The organism is Erythrobacter aurantius (assembly GCF_023823125.1).
Taxonomy (GTDB): Bacteria; Pseudomonadota; Alphaproteobacteria; order Sphingomonadales; family Sphingomonadaceae; genus Erythrobacter; species Erythrobacter aurantius.
The window spans coordinates 1,706,284-1,726,594 of record NZ_CP090949.1; the positions used below are offsets into that span (position 1 = coordinate 1,706,284).

At 62.5% G+C, this 20,311-nt stretch carries 15 protein-coding genes and 2 tRNA genes; 7 read left to right on the top strand and 10 right to left on the bottom strand.

Annotated elements, in window-relative coordinates:
• Window positions 1–581: 581 nt before the first annotated feature.
• Complete coding sequence (locus L1K66_RS08115) at window positions 582–2,258, top strand: lysine--tRNA ligase (protein ID WP_252260437.1); 1,677 nt, start codon at window positions 582–584, stop codon at window positions 2,256–2,258.
• A 46-nt stretch (window positions 2,259–2,304) separates the two neighbouring features.
• Here L1K66_RS08115 and L1K66_RS08120 read toward each other — a convergent pair whose 3' ends face one another.
• A complete protein-coding gene (locus L1K66_RS08120; protein ID WP_252260438.1) occupies window positions 2,305–2,973 on the bottom strand; it encodes a prolyl hydroxylase family protein in 669 nt (222 codons plus the stop codon).
• A gap of 89 nt (window positions 2,974–3,062) precedes the next feature.
• Window positions 3,063–4,175 carry an RcnB family protein gene (locus tag L1K66_RS08125; RefSeq protein ID WP_252260439.1) on the bottom strand — a complete coding sequence of 371 codons (1,113 nt, stop codon included), beginning with the start codon at window positions 4,173–4,175 and terminating at the stop codon, window positions 3,063–3,065.
• A gap of 178 nt (window positions 4,176–4,353) precedes the next feature.
• Between L1K66_RS08125 and L1K66_RS08130 the strand changes: the two genes are divergently transcribed.
• The gene (locus L1K66_RS08130; RefSeq protein ID WP_252260440.1) at window positions 4,354–4,935 is read left to right on the top strand and encodes a pyridoxamine 5'-phosphate oxidase family protein; all 582 of its coding nucleotides are present in this window, start codon (window positions 4,354–4,356) and stop codon (window positions 4,933–4,935) included.
• On the opposite strand, the gene L1K66_RS08135 is transcribed toward L1K66_RS08130, so the two are convergent.
• Entirely contained in the window at window positions 4,932–5,624 is a 693-nt protein-coding gene (locus L1K66_RS08135; protein ID WP_252257430.1) for a GGDEF domain-containing protein, read from the bottom strand. The genes L1K66_RS08130 and L1K66_RS08135 overlap by 4 nt on opposite strands.
• A 150-nt stretch (window positions 5,625–5,774) precedes the next feature.
• Between L1K66_RS08135 and L1K66_RS08140 the strand changes: the two genes are divergently transcribed.
• The gene (locus L1K66_RS08140; RefSeq protein WP_034952859.1) at window positions 5,775–5,972 is read left to right on the top strand and encodes a 2-hydroxymuconate tautomerase; all 198 of its coding nucleotides are present in this window, start codon (window positions 5,775–5,777) and stop codon (window positions 5,970–5,972) included.
• Window positions 5,962–6,711 (top strand): SDR family oxidoreductase, encoded by a 750-nt coding sequence (locus L1K66_RS08145; protein ID WP_252257431.1) that lies wholly within the window; start codon window positions 5,962–5,964, stop codon window positions 6,709–6,711. The genes L1K66_RS08140 and L1K66_RS08145 overlap by 11 nt, the downstream gene beginning before the upstream one ends.
• 42 nt (window positions 6,712–6,753) lie before the next feature.
• Here the strand turns inward: L1K66_RS08145 and ettA are convergent, their stop codons facing one another.
• On the bottom strand, window positions 6,754–8,433 hold the full coding sequence (ettA, locus tag L1K66_RS08150) for an energy-dependent translational throttle protein EttA (protein ID WP_252257432.1): 1,680 nt from the start codon (window positions 8,431–8,433) through the stop codon (window positions 6,754–6,756).
• Window positions 8,434–8,634: 201 nt separating this feature from the next.
• Here ettA and L1K66_RS08155 point away from each other — a divergent pair, with 201 nt between their 5' ends.
• The 3 genes from L1K66_RS08155 (at window position 8,635) to L1K66_RS08165 (ending at window position 14,145) form a co-directional block, all read left to right on the top strand.
• Entirely contained in the window at window positions 8,635–10,002 is a 1,368-nt protein-coding gene (locus L1K66_RS08155) for a GGDEF domain-containing protein (protein WP_252257433.1), read from the top strand.
• The gene (locus tag L1K66_RS08160; protein WP_252257434.1) at window positions 9,899–12,625 is read left to right on the top strand and encodes a CHAT domain-containing protein; all 2,727 of its coding nucleotides are present in this window, start codon (window positions 9,899–9,901) and stop codon (window positions 12,623–12,625) included. The genes L1K66_RS08155 and L1K66_RS08160 overlap by 104 nt, the downstream gene beginning before the upstream one ends.
• Window positions 12,626–12,705: 80 nt before the next feature.
• Window positions 12,706–14,145 carry a M28 family peptidase gene (locus tag L1K66_RS08165; RefSeq protein WP_252257435.1) on the top strand — a complete coding sequence of 480 codons (1,440 nt, stop codon included), beginning with the start codon at window positions 12,706–12,708 and terminating at the stop codon, window positions 14,143–14,145.
• Here L1K66_RS08165 and L1K66_RS08170 read toward each other — a convergent pair whose 3' ends face one another.
• From L1K66_RS08170 to L1K66_RS08195, 6 genes are all read right to left on the bottom strand, one after another.
• Window positions 14,146–15,318, bottom strand: coding sequence for a DUF1501 domain-containing protein (locus tag L1K66_RS08170; protein ID WP_252257436.1), 1,173 nt, complete (start codon window positions 15,316–15,318; stop codon window positions 14,146–14,148).
• A gap of 4 nt (window positions 15,319–15,322) precedes the next feature.
• Entirely contained in the window at window positions 15,323–16,780 is a 1,458-nt protein-coding gene (locus L1K66_RS08175; RefSeq protein ID WP_252257437.1) for a DUF1800 domain-containing protein, read from the bottom strand.
• 174 nt (window positions 16,781–16,954) lie between these two features.
• Window positions 16,955–17,031 (bottom strand) — tRNA-Pro (locus L1K66_RS08180).
• A 50-nt stretch (window positions 17,032–17,081) separates the two neighbouring features.
• Window positions 17,082–17,157, bottom strand: a tRNA-Ile gene (locus L1K66_RS08185).
• Window positions 17,158–17,241: 84 nt separating this feature from the next.
• Window positions 17,242–18,228 (bottom strand): polysaccharide deacetylase family protein, encoded by a 987-nt coding sequence (locus L1K66_RS08190; RefSeq protein ID WP_252257438.1) that lies wholly within the window; start codon window positions 18,226–18,228, stop codon window positions 17,242–17,244.
• Window positions 18,229–18,347: 119 nt separating this feature from the next.
• The gene (locus L1K66_RS08195) at window positions 18,348–20,147 is read right to left on the bottom strand and encodes a histidine kinase dimerization/phospho-acceptor domain-containing protein (protein WP_252257439.1); all 1,800 of its coding nucleotides are present in this window, start codon (window positions 20,145–20,147) and stop codon (window positions 18,348–18,350) included.
• Between the last annotated feature and the right edge of the window lie 164 nt (window positions 20,148–20,311).

The following is a 20,311-nucleotide window of genomic DNA, read 5'->3' on the forward strand; positions in this document are numbered from 1 at the left end:
AGCGGTGAAGGCGAGGGGGTGAGGGGATCGGACACGACGGTCAGATGATGCGCGGCATGCGGGCGGAAGTAAACGCGGCGGGCACGCGCTATCCCAATCCTGAGCGGCAAGGCGAAGAGGGACGATCCGGCCTGTTGCCCGAGGCTGCTGGCCGAACCGCCCCTCCCGTGCGACCTTAAGGGTGGTGAACCCTCGGGCTAGGCTGGGATTGCGCGACTTCCGGTCTGGGTATCACGCGATGTTATCTAATCTCATTAACATCATGCGCGATTTGTCGCCTTTGTACAAGGGTTTGCGGTGATCTGTGCCATGCGGGGGACAGGGCTTTCCTACTTGCAGCGCGAACGGCAGGATCAGGTGATGATCATGCGACCGCGAACCCGCACACCAATGCTTATGCGAAAAGTCACAGTCGGATGGCTCGCAACAGCCCTCAATCACCCGGCTGTCCGGGCTTTTTGGAGATCCGGCGGTTTTTTTAAAAGGGCGGGTTCGGTGTCACACCCCGCAGCCCGATCAGGAACCCTTCGACGCGATTCGCGCTTGTATGCCGCCCCCCCTTCTGCAAATGCGCGAGCGCTATGACTGATACAGCACTGATCGAAGCCGCACGTTCGTCCAAGGCCTGGCCGTTCCAGGAGGCGCAGCGGCTTGCCAAACGCCTTCGTGACGGAAAGCCCGACGGCGCGCCTGTGCTGTTCGAAACCGGCTATGGCCCATCAGGCCTGCCGCATATCGGTACCTTTCAGGAAGTGTTGCGCACCACTCTGGTTCGCCGCGCCTATGAGGCGCTTACGGGGCAGAAAACGCGTCTGGTCGCCTTCAGCGATGACATGGACGGGCTGCGCAAGGTGCCCGACAATGTACCGAACAAGGAAATGCTCGCGGCCAATCTCGGCAAGCCGCTGTCGCGCATCCCCAATCCGTTCGACACCGATCACGAAAGCTTTGCCGCGCACAACAACGCGATGCTGCGCGACTTCCTCGACCGTTTCGGCTTCGACTACGAATTCGTCAGCTCGTCCGATCGCTACAACAGCGGCGCGTTCGACGATGCCTTGCGCGGGGTGCTGCGCAATTTCGACGCGATCATGGATATCATGCTGCCGACGCTGGGTGAAGAGCGGCGCAAGACCTATTCGCCGGTCATGCCCGTTTCGCCCACCACGGGCGGGGTGTTGCAGGTGCCGATCGAGGTGGTGGACGCCGATGCGGGCCTGATCCGCTTCACCGATGAAGACGGCAGCGTCGTCGAACAATCGGCGCTGGGCGGCATGTCCAAGTGCCAGTGGAAGGTCGACTGGGCGATGCGCTGGGTCGCGTTGGGCGTCGATTACGAGATGTACGGCAAGGACTTGACCGACAGCGGCGTGCAGTCTGGCAAGATCGCGCGCGTGCTCGGCGGCAACAAGCCCGAGGGGCTGATCTACGAGCTGTTCCTCGACGCCAAGGGCGAGAAGATTTCGAAGTCCAAGGGCAACGGCCTCACCATCGAGGAATGGCTGACCTATGGCAGCGAGGAAAGCATCGGCTACTACATCTTCGCCAATCCCAAGAGCGCGAAGCAGTTGCACGCGGGCGTGATCCCCAAGGCGATTGACGATTACTGGCAGTTCCGTGCCGCTTTGCCGACACAGCCGCTCGACAAGCAGCTGGGCAATCCGGTGTGGCACCTGCTGCGTGCGAACGAGACGCTGGAAACCGCCGAAGCGCCGGGGGCGGGGGACAGCCTGTCGGTGCCTTACAGCCTGCTGTTGAACCTCGTTGGAGTCCTTGGTGCTACTGCGACATACGGAAGCGTTGCCGCCTATTTACGGCGTCTAAAGGGTGTACAGGGTGAAACTGTCGCGCCGCTCGCTGATATTGTTTCTGCGGCTGACGAGACTAGAAGCCTGCCGCAGGCTGCAGACGATCATCTTGGGAAACTGATTGACAAGGCGATTGCATACAACCGCGATTTCGTCGCTCCGACGCTGTCGAAGCGCGCGCCTGCGGGCGGCGAAGTTGCGGCGCTCAAGGAACTCGACGCGCAGCTTGCGGCGGCAGACCCGGCGACCAGTGCCGAGGATTTGCAGACCATGGTCTATGAAATCGGCAAGCGCGAGGAATACGGGTTCGAGTCCCTGCGCGACTGGTTCAAGGCGCTTTACGAGACGCTGCTGGGCAGCGAGCAGGGGCCGCGCATGGGCAGCTTCATCGCTCTGTATGGAGTGGAGCCGACCCGCAAGCTGATCGCCGAGGCGCTGGAAAGGGCGTAACTGGCGCGATCACCCGCATGGGTGCGCGATGCCAATACGCGCTTTCCTACTTCCAGGTGCGCGTGCGATACCACTTGGTGATGACGTATTTGGACCCTTTGATCACCGGGGTTCCGGCGTGCATCGTATCCTCGTTCGGCGTGCCGTCGGGCAGGGCGTTGTTCCAGATCAGCAGCACGCCGGGCTTCGGCTCGATCTTGATGCCTATGTGGGTGAAATGGGTTTCGCCGCCTTCCTCGACATCGTTGAGGAAGGCCATCGTGGTCCAACTGCGCTGTCCGCCGCGTTCGCGTTCGTCCTGCCAATAGCGTTCGGAAGTATAGAACCAGTCGTTGTGCGGCTTGAACTGCTGGCCCGGAAGGTATCGTTGCCCCTGGATCGCCTCGCCGATGGCAGATGGCAGGCCGAGCAGGTCGTCGATCCTGCGACTGATCCCTTTGACGAAGCTGTCATGCGGATCGAGATCGCCCGAATAGGAAGTGCGGAAACCGCTTTCATAGCCGAGCTCGTGCAGCGATGAAGGCCGCGCGGTGTGATCGACCATCAGGCACAGCCGCTCGCATTCGGCGGCGCTCAGGAAACCGCCGACTGCGAACAGTTCGGCCATGTCGGTATCGATCTTGTAGACGCCGGGATCAGCGGCCAGCCGTTCGCGCACGGTCTTGCCGACGCGGCGCAGGGCATCCTGATCGGGAATGGTTTCGGTCTTGGACATGGCATGGTGCTTAGCAAGCCGGACGCAAAACAAAACCCCCGCCGGATCGCTCCGGCGGGGGTCGCGCTCCCAGAGGGAAGCTGTCCCGGTTACCAGAAGAAGTCGTGGATCACGTCAACCACTTCGCCGGTATAGATATCCACCAGGATCACGTCATCGTAATAGCGAACCCATTGATACGGCCCGTAAACCGGCGGCAGTCGATAGGCCCACGGATCGTTGATGAAATATCGCGGCTGGAAGAACAGGCTGTCGAGGAAGAACCCGATGCTCAGCCGGTTGTAACGGTGCGCGCGATAAGGGGCATAGTAACGGCCCAGGCGGAAGATGTTGCGGTTTGCCCGGCGATAATCGTGCCAGCCGAACCGGCGATCCGAACGCCAGCCGCGCCGGTCCCAGCGACGGAAATCGCGGTCGCGGTGCCAGCCGCGATCGCCACGCCAGCCGCGATCCCCGCGATAATCCCGGCGATCATCGCGCCAGCGACGGTTGTTGTCGCGATAGTCGCGCCGTGCATCGTTCCGTCCGGCCCTTACGCCATCACGAAAACCGTCGCGCCGGATCTGCCGATCCTCGAACCGGTCGCGCTGACGCTCCGTCCGCACTCCATCGCGAAAACCGCGACGTTCGGCCCGATCCACCCGGCGTTCTTCACGCCGTTCGGATTGGTCAAAGCGGCGGGTGTCGCGCCGATCGATCCGGCGGTCGCGCTGTTCGAAGTTGCGTTCGCCCCGGCGTTCGATCCGATTGGCCCGACGATCCCCGCGCTGTTCGATCGTATCCGCGCGGCGCTCGCTGCGGCGGTCCACTTGCTGTGCCGCGCGATCGCGTCCCTGCTGCTCAAAGCGGTTCGCGCGCCGATCACCCCGGTTTTCGACCTGGTTGGCACGGCGTTCGCTACGGCGATCAACCTGCTGTGCACGCTGTTCGAACCGGCGTTCCTGCCTGACCGGGCGGGCGTCTGGTTCCGCCGTGCGGTTGCCGCGCTGCTCGAAGCCGCGATTTCCGCGCGCCGGGGCGCTGGAGTTCTGATTGTTGCGGTTGGCCCGACGTTCCGAACGGCGATCCTGCCGGTCCTGCTGAAACGCGCTGCCTGCCTCTGCCGCGGTTGCGGCCTCGACGGGTTCGGGCGGTGCGACGAAAGCCAATGCCAATGCAAGGGCGGACAGCGCACTGCCCCTGAAGAACAGGGTTATGTCCATGAGTTGCCTCCTGAGTTGCCGCCCCACCACTCACGGCGTGATTGTTACGTCTTGATACACAGGTTCTAGGGACGATTCGCTGACCCCTTGCTTAACCGGTTGGGTTGCCAATTGTTCATGTTGGATATCACTTTAATGAACATCTTGACCGCGGCACTCAAAGGACCAAAGGCGAAGAATGTTCGAAACCCTTGAAGATGTGCGGCGTGATCTGGTCGGGCGGCTGGCCCGTGCGGCGAAGGACCGCAAATCGCCCATGCATGTTCCTGCTGTCGTCACCAGCGATGTCGATGCACGCGGAATGGTGCTGCGCGAATTCAATTACGATGCATGGACGCTGCGCTTCCACACCGACACCCGCGCACCAAAGGTCGCGGCGATTGACGCCGATCCGCGCATGGCGGTGCTATTCTATGACAAGGCGGCAAAGATACAGATTCGGGTGCGCGGTACGGGCAGGGTGCTGCGGGATGATCCCCTGACGGATATGGCGTGGGCCAACGGATCGAACTTTGCGCGCCGCTGCTATCTTGGTGACGGGCCGGGCACGGTCAGCGAGCAGCCGACATCAGGCCTGCCTGACGATCTGGAAGGCGTCCAGCCCACTGACGAACAGTTGATCCCGGCACGCGATCATTTCGCGGTGCTGCTGGTTGAGCTGGCAGAGCTGGACTGGCTTTATCTCGCGCACACAGGCCATGTCCGGGCACAGTTCGTCCGCGTCGAGGGGGAATGGCAGGGGCGCTGGGTTTCGCCCTAGGCCGCAGCCGCGTCGTCCCCGCCTTCGCATCTGGCAATCGGATCGGGGGCAGGGAGCATCATCACCTCTTCCCATTCGCTGGCGGTCATGATCTGGTCTTCACCGGAAGCGCGTGCCGCAGCCAAAGCGATGTCGGCCCGCTTGCGCCAATCATCCTCGCTTTCGCCCAGCCGCCTTGCGGCCACGCCAAAACTGGCGGAAAGGCGCATTCCGTCACCCATTCCCGGCACCTTTGTCCGCCCGATGGTCTTGAGCAGGCGCTTTGCGATCCCGCTGGCTTCCTCCTCGGATGCACCATGAGCCAGGATCACGAACGATCCGTCGCCTTCGGGGCCTTCGGTCTGCACCACCATATCGGTCTTGCGCACGCCGGCACGCATCACCTGTGCCACCTGTTTCACCGCATTTGCGCGTGTTTCCGGGCCCCAAAGAGTGCGCACTTGCGAAAGGTGATCGATCTGGCCACGCAGCACTGCCCCGCGCGGCTTGAACGGCGACACACGCCTTTCGGTGGCTTCGATCTCGGCCTCGAAACGATCAGGCGAGAAGAAGCCGTTGAGCGGATCGACAGCCTCTCGTGCACGATTGTTCGAACGCAGGGCATAGGCCGTCATGCCGGCGGCAAGCACCATTGCTGAAACCAGCGCTACCGCCGGATCGGAAAAATCTGTCTGCGCGAACCCTTGCATTGCGACGCCCCTGTCTTGCTTTGCAGTAAGGGTTTTTGCGCGATGCGTGGTTAAGTTGGCGTAAAGGGTGCGTTCAATGATTGCCGCCCGCTTGATCCTTGTCGCAGAACACGCGACGCATGGGGAAAGAGCTGAAAAGGGAAAAAGCGAATGCCGATTGTTTCGATCCACATGCGCAAGGGCCGCAAGCCTGAGGCGAAGAAGATGCTGCTGCGCAAGGTCACCGATGCGGTTGCAGAATCGATAGGGGCTGATCCGGGCAAGATCCGCGTATTGATCCATGAAGTGGATGACAGCCATTGGTCGGTGGGCGGCATCAGTTACGAGGATCAGGAAAATGGAACTTGAACTCAGCGGAAAGCGCGCACTTGTTCTGGGTGCCAGCCGGGGACTTGGCGCGGCGATAGCTCAGGAACTGGCGAGCGAGGGAGCGATGGTGCTGGGCGTTTCACGCAGCGGCACGGGACCGGGCGACTGGCAGACCATGGCACAGGACCTGTCCGCGTCCGACGCCGCCGCCTCCATCGCTGCAAGAGCGCGGGAAGTGCTGGGCGGGGTGGACATCCTCGTCAACAATTCCGGAGGACCGCCGCCCAGCGCCGCGCAGGATACCGGCGGCGATGCGATACTTGCCTCGGCCCAGCCAATGCTGGTGACGCTGATCGAGCTGACGCGGGCGCTGTTGCCGGATATGCGCGCTGGCGGATATGGCCGCATCCTGACGGTCACATCGTCGGGCGTGCAGGAACCGATTCCCGGCCTTGCCCTATCGAACACGATCCGAGCCGCGCTGCACGGTTTCATGAAGACGCTGGCCAAGGAAGTCGCCGCCGACGGGGTGACGGTCAACATGCTGATGCCCGGCCAGATCGACACGGATCGTCTGCGCGAACTCCACGGCGGAATGGCTGAGCGTATGGGCGTGCCGCTCGACGCGATGCGCGCCAAGGCGGTGGAGAACATCCCCACCGGCCGCTTTGGCGATCCGCGCGAATTCGCGGCGGTTGCCGCCTTCCTCGCTAGCCCGCGCGCGTCCTACGTTACCGGACAGGAAATCGCCATCGACGGCGGGCTGCTCAAGGGGTGAAATCACCCCGACAAGCAGCCCGATCCGGATCAGGCGCCTGAATTAACGCGTCAGCTTCTTGTAAGCGAGGCGCGTGGGGCGGTCTGCCGCATCGCCCAGACGGCGGCGCTTGTCTTCCTCATAGGCTTCGAAGTTGCCTTCGAACCATTCGACATGGCTGTTGCCTTCGAATGCGAGGATGTGCGTCGCGAGGCGATCGAGGAAGAAGCGGTCGTGCGAAATGACCACGGCGCATCCGGCGAAATTCTCGATCGCATCTTCCAGTGCGGCGAGCGTTTCGACGTCGAGATCGTTCGTCGGTTCGTCAAGCAGCAGGACGTTTCCGCCCTGCTTCAGCATCTTGGCCATGTGCACGCGGTTGCGTTCACCGCCCGAAAGCTTGCCGACGTTCTTCTGCTGGTCGGCACCCTTGAAGTTGAACGCGCCGACATAGGCACGGGTCGACATGTCGTGGCCGTTGACCTTCATGTAATCGAGCCCGTCGGAGATTTCCTCCCACACGTTCTTGCTGCCATCGAGGTGGTCGCGGCTCTGGTCGACATAGCCGAGGTGCACTGTCGAACCGATTTCAACCGTGCCGCTATCGGGCGTTTCCTTGCCGGTGAGGATCTTGAACAGGGTTGATTTACCCGCACCATTCGGTCCGATCACGCCGACAATACCGCCCGGAGGCAGCATGAAGGACAGGTTTTCGAACAGCAGTTTGTCGCCATAGGCCTTGGTGATGTTCTTGGCCTCGATCACCTTTCCGCCTAGGCGTTCGGGCACCTGGATGACGATCTGCGCCTTGCCCGGAGCACGTCCAGCCTGGGCTTCCTGCAGTTCCTCGAATTTGCGGATACGCGCCTTGGACTTGGTCTGACGCGCGGCCGGGGTCTGCCGGATCCACTCTAGCTCGCGGGCAAGCGCCTTTTGCTTGCCGCTTTCCTCGCGGCTTTCCTGTTCCAGACGCTTGGCCTTCTTTTCGAGATAGGTCGAATAGTTGCCTTCGTAGGGGTAGTAGGAGCCGCGATCGAGTTCGAGGATCCATTCCACCACATTGTCGAGGAAGTAGCGATCGTGGGTGATCATCAGCACCGCACCCGCGTATTCCTTCAGGTGGTTTTCCAGCCACTGGACGCTTTCGGCATCAAGGTGGTTCGTCGGTTCGTCGAGCAGCAGAATCGAAGGCTTTTGGATCAGCAGGCGGGTCAGCGCGACGCGGCGCTTTTCACCACCGGATAGATCGGTAACCGGCCAGTCGCCCGGCGGGCAGCGCAGGGCCTCCATCGCGACTTCGAGCTGGTTGTCGAGCGTCCAGCCGTCAACCGCGTCGATCTTGGCCTGCAGATCGCCCATTTCCTCCATCAGCGCGTCGAAGTCGGTGTCCTCTTGCGGGTCGCCCATCTCGGCGCTGATCGCGTTGAAACGATCAACCAGATCGGCGATCTCGCGGGCGCCGTCCTTGACGTTTTCCATCACGGTCTTGCTCTCGTCGAGCTCGGGCTCCTGCTCAAGATAGCCGACAGTGATGTTCTCACCCGGCCATGCTTCACCGGTGAAGTCCTTGTCGATCCCGGCCATTATCTTGATCAGGGTCGATTTGCCCGCGCCATTGGGGCCGACGATGCCGATCTTGGCGCCCTGATAGAACTGGAGATTGATGTTCGAGAGCACCGGCTTTTGGGCACCGGGGAAGCTCTTGGTCATGCCTTTCATGACAAAGGCGTATTGCGCGGCCATGGGTCGTCCTTTGGATCGAAAGTGTGTCTTTGGATTGCTTGGGGCGCAGATAGGGGCAAGCGTGCAGGCAGGCAAGAAAGGTTTGCGTGCCCCGGAGCAAGGGTTTCGAAAGCGCCTAACAAGCCGACAAAGGCCGCGGCGTTCTAAACACGCCCTTAACCTTATCGCTCTAACTCACTGGAAGTTGGACGGAACGGGTCGATGCAAACGCAGATTCTAGGACTGGTCACGCCTTTGATGGCGTTGTTCTTTGCAGCGACCTTTGCGGTGCTGTGGAAGGTGGGCGGCCTGAAACGCCACGTTCTGGGGTTCGCGATTGCTTATGTCCTGTCTGCGACCGGCTATCTGATCACGCACATCGCACCCGCCGATGGCACCTATGTTTTTCACGCGACGCAGGTGTTCTACAGTCTAGCGTCCACGATCATGGCCGCCTGTGTCTGCGAACGGGTGGGGCAAAAACTGCACCTACCGAGCTTTGCCTTTGTCTACGTGATAAGCGCCCTTGTCCTGGCGGTTGCAGTGTCGACTACCAATGACGTCGGTCCGCGGTTGATAATCATCAACATGGGCTACGGCATCATGTTCACTATGTGCGTCACCACACTGCTGGCAGCGCGTCGCCGTGAAATCCTCGATCTGGCTGTAATCGCCGTGATGGTGTTTCAGGCGCTGGATTTCTTTGTCCGGCCAACTCTGACACTGCTGATCGAACAGAGCATTCCGGCAGAAGTCTATCGCGACTCCGTCTACTATTCGCTCATCGGCCTCGCACTCGCGATAAAGGGCGTGACGACGGCAATGGTCCTGATCGGCGCAACGATTGCGGAATGGACCACGAACCTGCGCGAAAGCGGCGAACGCGATCCGCTTACCGGTTTGCGCAATCGGGGCGCATTCGAACAGGCGATGCAGGAGATGCTTTCCCGTGCGCAAGAGCAGGGGCAGCCTGTGACCCTCGTGATTGCCGATATCGACCACTTCAAGCAGGTCAATGACATCTGGGGCCATCAGGCTGGCGATCAGGCGATTTCGAGCTTTGGCCATTTGATTGATCAGACGATACGAGCCTGCGATGTAGCCGGCCGGGTCGGAGGCGAGGAATTCTGCATTGCCGTCTGGAATTGCGAGAACGATCCTGCCGAACGCCTCGCCGGGCGGATCAGACAGGGTTTTGCGAGGCTCAAGCATTCGGGATTGAGCGACGATATCCGCCTTACAGCAAGCTTTGGTGTAGCAACGGCACGCGCAGGTGAATCCTACGAGAGGCTGTTTTCGCGCGCTGACGCGGCGCTGTACGGGCCAAGGCTGCCGGCCGCGATTGCGTTGTTTCCGAGCGTGACGGACCCGGTTCCTCGGTGGCCGATGCCGAGGCTACTCCCGCCGAAAGACGCCGAGCCGCGAATTGAGGCCGTTGCAGATTGCGGCGCTGGACTTGGAAAATTCCGGCCGATAAGCATCTGGCATGAAAGTGAATGTCGCGATTGTCGCTGCGCTCGCCGTTCTTGGTACGGTAGGCGGGTCTTGGACTGCGGTGATGGGGCAGCAACCCGATGGCAGCGCCGCTGATCCATATCTGACCGAGGCCGGACTGGAGCCATGCCCTGGCGACAATTACTTCGCGCGGCGGGACGCGGATCAGGATTTCGTGCTTTTGTGCGATGTCCTTGCCTACAGCAATCAGGGCATTCGCGATCGCGCCATGGCGGATCGGTTGCTCGAAATGCTGTTCATGGCAGAGCAGAAGCGTTGGCCGATCCGAACACTATTGGCGTTGAAGACAGCGGATGTGCTGATTGATCTGGGAGAGCCGGAGGTCGCGCTTCGGTTGATTGACAGGCACGTCCAGCCGGATGCCGATCCTGCACTGGTTGCGCGGGCAGGAATCTTGGCTGAAGCGGTGCAGCTGCTTTCGGACCCATCGCCGGAATTGCTCGATGCTTTCGAACAGCGGCTGATGGTTCTGGAGGCGGGGCCGGGCGAACAAGGTGATGAACTGGCGCGCGAAACGCTGCTTGTCGGTTGGCGCATCGCAGGGTTTGCCCGTCTGGGACTGGACGACAAGCAAGGCGCTCAAAGAGCATTTCTGCGCCTGTCAGAGCTTGCGACCGGCCCGTCCGATTACGCTGGAAGCTATCTCGTAATCGCCCACCGCGAACTGGCGCGCATCGCATATGAACAAGGCGATCTCGACACGGCTTTGCAATTGGTCACCCACGCGGAACCCTATCTCGAAGACGGGGCCAAGCCGCAGGCCTATCTGCATCCCGGCACCGAAGGGATGGCCCTGCTGCGCGCGCAGATTGAACTGGCGCAGGGAAAATCGACTGCCGAATTGTTCCCCGGCACGCTGGTCGGCGATCCGGAGGCGGAATGGCGTCCCAGGGCCGATTGGAACCTGCAATTCGACGGCGAAACGCAGGCGCGGCGCGAGGAGGTGCTGACCCTTTATCGCAGGATATACAAGGAGCGAGGCAACCCTGATTTCTCGGAACGGCCGACAATCCCCGATTTGCCGATCCTGCGTTCGATGGCGTTCGAGCAAGCGCAATCGCTGCAGGTAAGTTCGGCCGATTCAGCCGCCAGCTTTGCCAATGCCCTGCGGCAGCTAGACAGCGACGAGGAACGCGCTCGGCTGGAAGCGTTTGATCGCAGCAAGGCCCAGCTGCGTCAGGCATTGCGGCGCTATGCTGCACTGAATTCGGATGCTGATACGGCAGATGTTTCGGACGCGCTCGGCGAATTGGACCGAGCCCGCGCGGAGATTGCCGCACAACCCGATTTCGCGAGTGATTACGAAGATACGCCGGGCGAACCGGCGATCTATCGTTCGATCCATCCTTGGTATCTCGGTGCATTCCGGCAGGGGTATGCGCGCGGCCAGATCGAAGAAATGTTGCTGATCACCCCTGCGGATGGTGACATTCATGTGTTCGCGCTTGGCTGGTCAGGGGATGCGCCTTTTGCATGGCACGTCCTTGAAGACGGGGTGGAGAAGATTGCACCGCTGGTCGATCGCCTGCGGTGTCAGGTCGACTTGAAGAGCTGCACCGACGAGGCCGGGTTTGCCTTGGCCGAAATGCCGGTAAGCCCTTCGGAAGAGAAAGGGCAGCAAGCCTATGATCAGGCGGCTGCCTATGAGATATATCGACTGCTCATCAAGCCGGTGGAGCCTGCGCTTACCAAAGGTTCTGACGTGTTCGTGATGGCCAGCGGAGCCATGGCGACGCTGCCGTTGGCCATGCTCGTCACCGAGGCTCCCGATGAGGATTACGACTGGGCCGATTACCGCACGATGCGCAGGGCGCCGTGGCTCGGCAATCGCTATGCCTTCACCACCACGCCTTCGTTCGACAGCTTTCGGCCAAACCGTTTCTTTCCGATCAACAATGTCTCGCGCGACATGCTGTTCGCGGTGGCTGACCCTGCGTTTGACGGCCAGTTGAGGCCGGGGGAACTGCGCTCTGCCGATTTTCTGACGCTGACGCGCAAAGGCCGTCTCGCCAACCTCGAAGCGATCCGGAAGCTTTCGCCGCTGCCGGGGACAAAGGCTGAATACGAAGCGGTCCGTTCGGCCTTGCAAACCTCGGAACATGTCGCCTTGCTCGGAACGCGGGCGACCGAGGCCGCGCTGCGCCAGCATCCTGACCTTGATGATGCACGCTATTTGTTGCTGGCGACCCACGGCCTGCTGCCCGGCCAGAACGATCGGGAACTGGCCGAACCCGCGCTGGTCCTGACCCCGCCTGACGATGCCACGAGCGAAAATGATGGCCTGCTGACGGCAAGCGAGGTGCGTTCACTGAACCTGCGCGCCGAATGGGTGTTTCTGTCGGCCTGCAACACCGCGAATGCAGGTGGCACGGGTGATAGCCTGTCGGCGCTTGCCAGCGCGTTCCTGCGCGCAGGGGCACTGCAGGTCATGGCTAGCCACTGGCCGGTGCTCGATGATGTCACCCCGGCGCTGACAACCGCCACGCTGCGCGCTTCGGCCCGCAATCGCCGGGGAGGGCCGGGCCGCGCCTTGCAAAGCGCAACGCGTGCCGTGCGCGAAGGGCGCTGGCCAGGCGGCGGCAGGATTGAGGGATGGCAGGAAAGCTGGGCGCATCCGATGGCGTGGGCGCCGTTCGTGCTGATCTCCAACGGGGATGAGGCGATCGTCAACAACCGGTTCGACACAGACTGGAATTGAGGTTGTTTTGCGCAATTTGCGCGATGGCAGGGCTGCGACCCACTGGACTTGCCGTGCCAAGCTGCCTAGCAATTCGCCCTATGAAAAAAGCACTCCTTGCCACCGCCGCCCTCATCATCGCCGCACCGCTCGCCGCCGAAGCGCATAGCGATGCACCGAGCCTTCAAGACGTCGCCTCGCAAGCCTTGGAAAGCGACACCTACGCATGGGATTTCGTCGAAGGGGTGACAACCGAAGTCGGCCCGCGTCAGGCCGGAACGGAAGCCGAGGCGCGCGGGCGCAAATGGGCGATGGAATGGCTGACCGCGCACGGCTTTGCCAATGTCGCGGACGAGCCGTTCGAAATGGAAACATGGATTCCGGGCGAAATCCACCGCGCGGAAATCATCAGCCCGTTTCCGCAGCCGCTTGTGATCCAGCCGCTGGGCGGCAGCGCCTCGACCGGGCCTGACGGGATTACTGCCGAAGTCGTCATGTTCGAAAGCGTCGCCGCGCTTCAAGCCGCGCCCGAAGGCAGCCTGACGGGCAAGATCGCCTATATTTCGCATTCGATGACCCCGACGCAGGACGGCTCGCAATACGGCTTTGCCGGGCCGGCGCGCTGGGTTGGCGCGGAACTGGCCAAGCAGCGCGGCGCGATCGCCACCGTCATCAAATCGGTCGGCACCGATTACCACCGCAACCCGCACACCGGTGGCACGACCTTCCGCAATGCCGACGGATCGAGCGATGTCGGGCGGCCTGTGCCGACCCCGGCGGGCGCTTTGTCGCTGCCCGATGCCGCAAACCTTGAACGCATGTTCGAGCGCGCCAATGGCCGCCCGATCATGATGAAGCTGACGCTGACGCCGGAAAATCTCGGCACCACGCTGAGCGGCAATGTCGTGGGCGAGATTGTCGGGCGCAATCCCTCGCTGCCACCGGTGCTGATCGCGTGCCACCTCGACAGCTGGTGGAATGCACCGGGCGCGTTTGACGATGGCGCAGGCTGCGGCATTGTCGCCGCTGCGGCGCTGAATGTGCAGAAGGCCGGCCAGCCGCTGCGCACCATTCGCGTGCTGATGGCGGGGGCAGAGGAAGTCGGCCTGTTCGGATCGACCGCCTATTCCGAGGCGCATATCGACGAGAAAATCGGCGTCGGCCTCGAAAGCGATTTCGGCGCGGACCGTATCTGGCGTTTCGAAAGCAATTTCCGTGAAAGCAATCCCGCTCTGCACACCCGGATCGCCGGTGCGGTGGCCCGTTTTGGCGTTGCCAATTCAACCAATGTCGCAAACGGCGGGGCGGACCTCAACATCGTGCGCGATCAGGGCGGGGCGCTGATCGATCTGCAGCAGGACGGCACCCGCTATTTCGACCTGCACCACACGCCCGACGACACGCTCGACAAGATCGACCCGGTGCAACTGCGCCAGAATGTCGCGGTGTGGACGACAGTGGTGGGCATTCTCGCGAACGAGAGTACCTCGATCCAGACCGGCGGCCCGATCCCGAGCGCACCGGCAATCATGGACAAGTGATCAGCTGCGCACGAACCCGCTGACAGGCGCGCCGCTGCGACCGGGGAACAGCCGGGCCAGCGCGCGTTCGGGATCGAGCGCGAGATGTTCGGCGACGGCTCCGGCCACGACGCTTTCCAGCGCCATCGTCGGCCGCAGGTCGCGCCCTTCGTACAGGTCGCTTTCGCCCAGTCCGGGCCAGTCGGCCATCACCCGTCCACCGCGCAGCGCTCCGCCCATCAGCAGCGTTGCCGATGCGGTGCCGTGATCGGTCCCGTTCGTCCCGTTGAGCCGCGCGGTTCGGCCAAATTCGGTGGCAACCACCACCATCGTATCGGCCCATGCGGAGCCCATGCCCGCCCGATACGCGCCGAGCAGCGCGTCGAGCTGGCTCGCGTTGCGCCGGAATGCACCGACCTGATTGGCATGGGTATCCCAGCCGCCCAGTTCGATCATCGCTATCCGTGCGCCGTCTTCGCCGCGCATCAGTGAAGCGGCGAGATCACCCGCAGCCTGAGCATCGCGCAGATTGCGCAGATTGTCGTCCGCCGCCATCGCCTGCGTTTCGAGCGCGCGGCTCCACAACCCGCCAAGCTCGGCATCCTCGCCATACAACATGCCGACCCGCGCCATGAAGGCGTCGCTCGCCTGTGGCAGCGCGCTTGGCGCGTAGCTGGAGGCAGGCGCGTCACCGCGCAGCGCCAGCGGCATTGTGGGAGCGATGGCCAGAGCCTTGGGATGTGTTTCGCCCGCCTGTTCGCCGATCATGCTGACCAGTCGGTTCAGCCAGCCGTCGCTTTTGGCATAGGGCTGCGCAGCGCCGGTTTCGAGCATGTTCTGCCCGTCGAAATGGGAACGCTCGCGGTAGCTGGTAGCAGTGGCATGGACGAACAGCGCATCGCCCGCAGCATAGGCCGCACCGACCTGATCGAAGGCGGGGTGGATCGCAAAAAAGCCGTCCGCACGACGCGCCCCGTCATATTCAGCCAGCGTTGCGCGTCGCAGTTCGGAAAGACCCGGGTCGCCAACCGGAGCCAGCATCGCCATGCCGTCCGCCGCGCCCCGCAGCAGCACGAACAGCAGGTTTTTCTCCCCGGCTGTCCGCGCGAATGCCATCGAAGGCAGGGCGAGGCTGGCCGTGCCCAGAGCAATCGACCCGCCAAGGATCGAACGGCGATCTAGGGTGAACGTCATCGACTTACCTCCGCATCATTTCGGGTGAGACCAGCAACAGGCCCAGCGCCTGCGTCCCGCTTTCGGCGCGCGAAAGCCATGTGCGCGTGTTGTCGCTCAGCATACCGGGAAAGGCGGATTGGGCACGCCACATCACGTCGTCAGCCGGTGCATTGCGGGCGATCCTTTCGGCCAGTTCGACGCGGCGGAACAGCCCATCGGGCCCGGCCCAGCTTCCGGCCAGATCATCGTAGCCGGCGGGTGAGGGCGCACGCCACGGCAATTGCCCGATTTCATTGAGAGCGCTGGCTATCCGCCGCGCATCAAGATTCTCGATCCCCGTCAAGCGCAGCACCGAAACCAGCCATTCGAACGGCTGCTTGAACTTCACCGGCTCTGCGGCCCAGACCTCTGGCGCTGCGATCAGAGTGCGGGTCAGGCTCGCCAGATCACCGCCGGTCTTCAAAAAGTCGGCTTCTAGCCGGTTGATCAGGCTTGCCGGGGGATCATCGCCGCCGAAATGCCGTGCAAGCTTGGTTGCGACAAAGCGTGCGGTGGCCGGGTGGCTGGCGAGATCGTCCAGCACGTCCAACGCCTGCCGTGCACCGCTGTCGCGATAGCTTCGTCCCATGATGGTGCGATTGCCCGGTTCATGCGCCACTTCGACAAAGGCGGCACCATTGGCCTGTCCCTGGGTGAAACGTTCAAACCGGCCAAGGCCCTGGATCGACCAGCCCGTTAGCGCGCGGGCGAATTCGGTGACGTCGCTCTGGCTGTAACCGCCATCGACCCCCAGCGTGTGCAATTCGAGGATTTCGCGAGCGAGGTTCTCGTTCAGACCACGCGGCCCGCCTCCCTGATCACCCTGTCGCCTGCGAGCCCGCATCTGCATGAAGCGGGAATTGGGGCCGACCGACTGGAACTGATCGAGGTAGAGCAGCATCGCCGGGTGCAGCACCGCCGCTTTCAGCATGTCGGAAAAGCGCCCCAGCACGAAGGGGCGGATCGCCTGGAATTCGTGATCGGCCACCTGATAATGCGTCCCCGGCTTTTGTGCGCTGACGCTGAAATGGTTCGACCAGAAATGCACCATCCGTTCCATCATGGGCGTTTCGCTGGCGATAGCGATATTCGTCCTGAGCGCGACATCCCGGCGCAGGGTCTGGCCAGCAGCCATATAGGATTGGCGCACTTCAGGGGGCAGGCCGTTCAGGGGATCGCTGCCGCGCATACCTTCAGTCATGGCCGCCATGTCGGCCTCGCCTTCGCTCGCCTGCATCTGGCGCTGCTGTCGTAGCCGTCGCAGCATCTGGAGGATTTCGCCCGGCTTGGCCGCATTGTCCGATCGTCCAGCAATCGCTGACGGGAAGGGATCAAAGGCATCCATCTGCGCCAGCAGGTAACGGGCCGGATCGTCGGGTGCGCTCTGCTCGCGTTTCAGGCCGTAGCCAAAACGATTGAGGGCGATGCTGGCTTTGCTCAATCTCTGACACCTCGCAAATCCACCGGACTTCCGGCAATCTGCCGCCGTCGCCGCGTCATGTCACGTCGCCTTGCGTCACAAATTGTCGCAAGCCGCAAAGGTAAAGCCGTCAGCGCGCCAAATCCGTCGCGCATTGCCAAGGCATTTTCGTGATTTTGGATGACTGGATTGAAATGGTCGGGGAGACTGGATTCGAACCAGCGACCCCCTGTACCCAAAACAGGTGCGCTACCAGGCTGCGCCACTCCCCGACTTCATTTCAATCGCCCGAACGGGCTCTTTCGTCGCCATGCGCAAGGCGTGGTGGGCCCGGCAGGATTCGAACCCGCGACCTAGCCGTTATGAGCGGCCAGCTCTAACCGCTGAGCTACAGGCCCGTAAGCCTTCGAGACGTGGCCTCGATGACGAAAGCAGCACGGCCCCTACAGCGAGAGGGATAAAGAAACAAGCGGGGAAGCGCGCTAAGCCCGCGATGCCTTGATGATGTCCGCCACTGTCGTGCTTTCGACCCCGCGCCCGTCGAGATAGGCGTAGATTTCGTGCAGCCACGAATACAGCGCCTCCACGTCCTGTTCGGTGCGCGTATAGGGTGTGAAACCGGGGGCGAGCGTCGGGCTGTGCAGCGACAGCACCAGCACCGGCAATTGTTCATCCAGCGCAATGTCGATGCCCCGGATTGCTTCCTCGGCAGTCACCCCTTCGGGGGTCAGGGCGATGCGTTCCAGCAGGCGAAGCCGGGAAAAGCCGCCGAACATCGTCGGGACATGGCGCTGGGCGCGGTGGATATGCTTGCCCATTTGGCGCAGCAGCCCCCAATAGACGCTGGTCACGGGGAGTTCGAGCAACCGCCGATCATCATCCACCCAATAGGGCGTGACGGGATGGTGGGTATAATCCGGCCCTGACTGCGCACGGTAATCGAACAGCGAACGCACTGATGTGTCGATCGCGATACCGTTGGCCTTGAGGATTTCGGCGCTGTTCGGGCCAAGACCATATCGACCCGCACGGTAGATCAGCGGAGCCGTGCCGAAAGCCTTGTCGATCTGTTCGCACAGCGCCGACAGCTTGGCCGCTTCCAGTTCCACCGGCAGGCTGCCGGCATAGGAATTGCGGGCATTCACCTCTTCTTCAAAGGGCGGGTTGACCCAAGGGTGAAGCTGCGCACCGATATCCGCCTTTCCGCGGCGCAGGGCATCGCCGATGATCTCGACGGCACGCGCATCGGTGGCGATGGGCCAATCGACCAGATAGACCGGATGCGCACCGATTTGCTCGCAGAATGCCTGAAACCGCGGGATCGCTTCGACATGCTTCAGCCCGTGCCTGTCACGGGAAAACGGGCCTTCCCAGTCAAATTCCTCTTCGGTGTCGATCGTCAGCAGCGCCCGCTGTCCGAATTCAGGGGGGAAGCTGGCGGCGTGACACGGGCACGGGGGATCGATCATGGATGCGCCTTGCGGGCATCCATCGTGCCTTACCAGATCTACGTTGCCCGTCCGCATGATCGCATCGCCTTACAGCAAAAGCGTAAGCGATGCCTTACCGCGACCTTAAGGTTGGGAATTCATATTTCGCTTTTTTCCGGCGCCTGCGTCGTCCGATCGTCCCGTGCCAGCGGCAAGGTCAGGACGATTGTTTCATCGTCGCGCACCAGATTGCCTCCGGCCGCGCGGGCCTCCGCCCGGGCGAGGCGCAAGGCGAAACCCGCACCGAACAGGCCCGCGTTGATTGCCGTGCCGATCGGACGGGCCTCGGCGGTGAAGATGTCTTCCTCTGCCAGCAATTGTGCGGGCAGTTCGCAGGTCAGAACTGCATTGTTGCCAATGGTTTCGAGCGTCGCATTCAGCATTTCCCCCGCAGAGCTGCCGCCACCCAATGTCGCAAGCAGGCGCCAGGCGAGGGCCTCGGCCTGATCGGTGCTGATGCCGACAATCGCCTGCACCTGTGTATCCTCCAGTGCGATGCCGGCCATGCGCGGGCGCAGCACCTGGTCAAGCTGGCGGTTGGTCTGACCGATGATGAGAGCCAGATCGGCTTTGCCCGGCTCGATCTCGATCACTCCGGTTTCGAGCTTGGCGAGCCGGTCCAGCTCCTCGAACCCGGCAAGGATGCGCGCGGCATCGGCGGCAATCGCTGCGGCAAGCGCGCGGTATTCATGCGGGGCTGCGCCAAACAATTGCTGCTGGATCACCTCGGCATAGCCTTGCACCGCCGTGATCGGCGTGCGCAATTCATGCAGCAGTTGCCGGATGCGATCCGCTTCGCGCTGGGCGGCGCTGACAAATCCGGAATCGGTGTTGGCGAGCCTGCGGAAGCGGCCGAAATAGCCTGCGAAATTGCCGCTGTCGGTAAAGCGCGGCTGCGCATCGACGATCCATTCCCCGGTGATCGCCTCGGCTCCGACCAGGCTTTTCGGCGTCGCGATGATCGGTTGCCGCCGGTAAAACGCGCGTTCGAGCGGGGTCTGGCGATTGGCGCTGCCAAGTCGAGCCGGCGCGACAAGGCGCGTGCCGATCACCATGGCCGCCACTTCGCTGTCGGCCCATTCGATCCGGCCTCCGGCATCGGCGGCGAAACCGAAGGCCCTGACTTGCGGGCGTGATCGCAGTTCGTCTTCGCCCAGCGGCAGGCGCGGTTCTGTGGTGTCAGGTTCCGCGCCGACTTCGCGGTTGCGCTTGAAGGCGGCGATGCGTTCGACCAGCGCGGAAATCTCGCTGCGGCCTTCGTCGACGGGATCGGGCGCGTTTTCGGAAGTCGCCGTTTCCGTGTCACTGACGATATCGTGGGGCGGGGCAGCGTCCGCATCGATGCCGCTCAGTCTCACCGGTGGCGGCGGCACGAAGTCCGCACCGGGATCAGCGGCGCAATCTTCCTCCGGGGCCGGGGCTTCCGCATCATCAGTCACCTTGTCCGGACGCGGGAGGCCACGGTCGTGCACGCCCAGCCGTTCCAGCAGTTTCTCGACATCCAGCGGCAGATCGCGGCGCAATCGCAGGAAGCCGCGCGCACGCACCGGCAGCCGGGGAATCAGCGCCGACCAGTCATCCGAGGATAGCTGTGCCCGGTTGAGCGCAGCCGAGGCCACTTCGGGTTCGAAATTGGAAAGATGCGCGGCCAGTTCGGGATTGCGAAACCGCCAGCCGGGCTCACGCACCATCTTGGCCCGCGATGCGGCGGGTATTTCCTCCGCCAGCGCGTTCATCCGCATCCATGCCGCCGCGACCAGAGCGGGGTCGCTGGCCGAACTGGCGCTGGTGCGCTCCTCCCCCAGAATATCGAGCAACTGCCTGAATTGCGTGCGCAATCCGACATCGCTTGACGCGCGCTGACGCAGCACAGTCGCAAGGCGATCATCGAAAAACATCCACGCTCCAGACGGCAAAGGAAACCGTGCCGCAGGTTCCGCCCCGGGTCAGATTCGCTGACGCAAGGCGTATTGCAGCCGAATATCTCTAGCAGCGCAGGAGAATTGTCACAGCGCGCCGTCATGCGCGTTGCAAAGCGGGACAATTGCTGGCACATAAAATT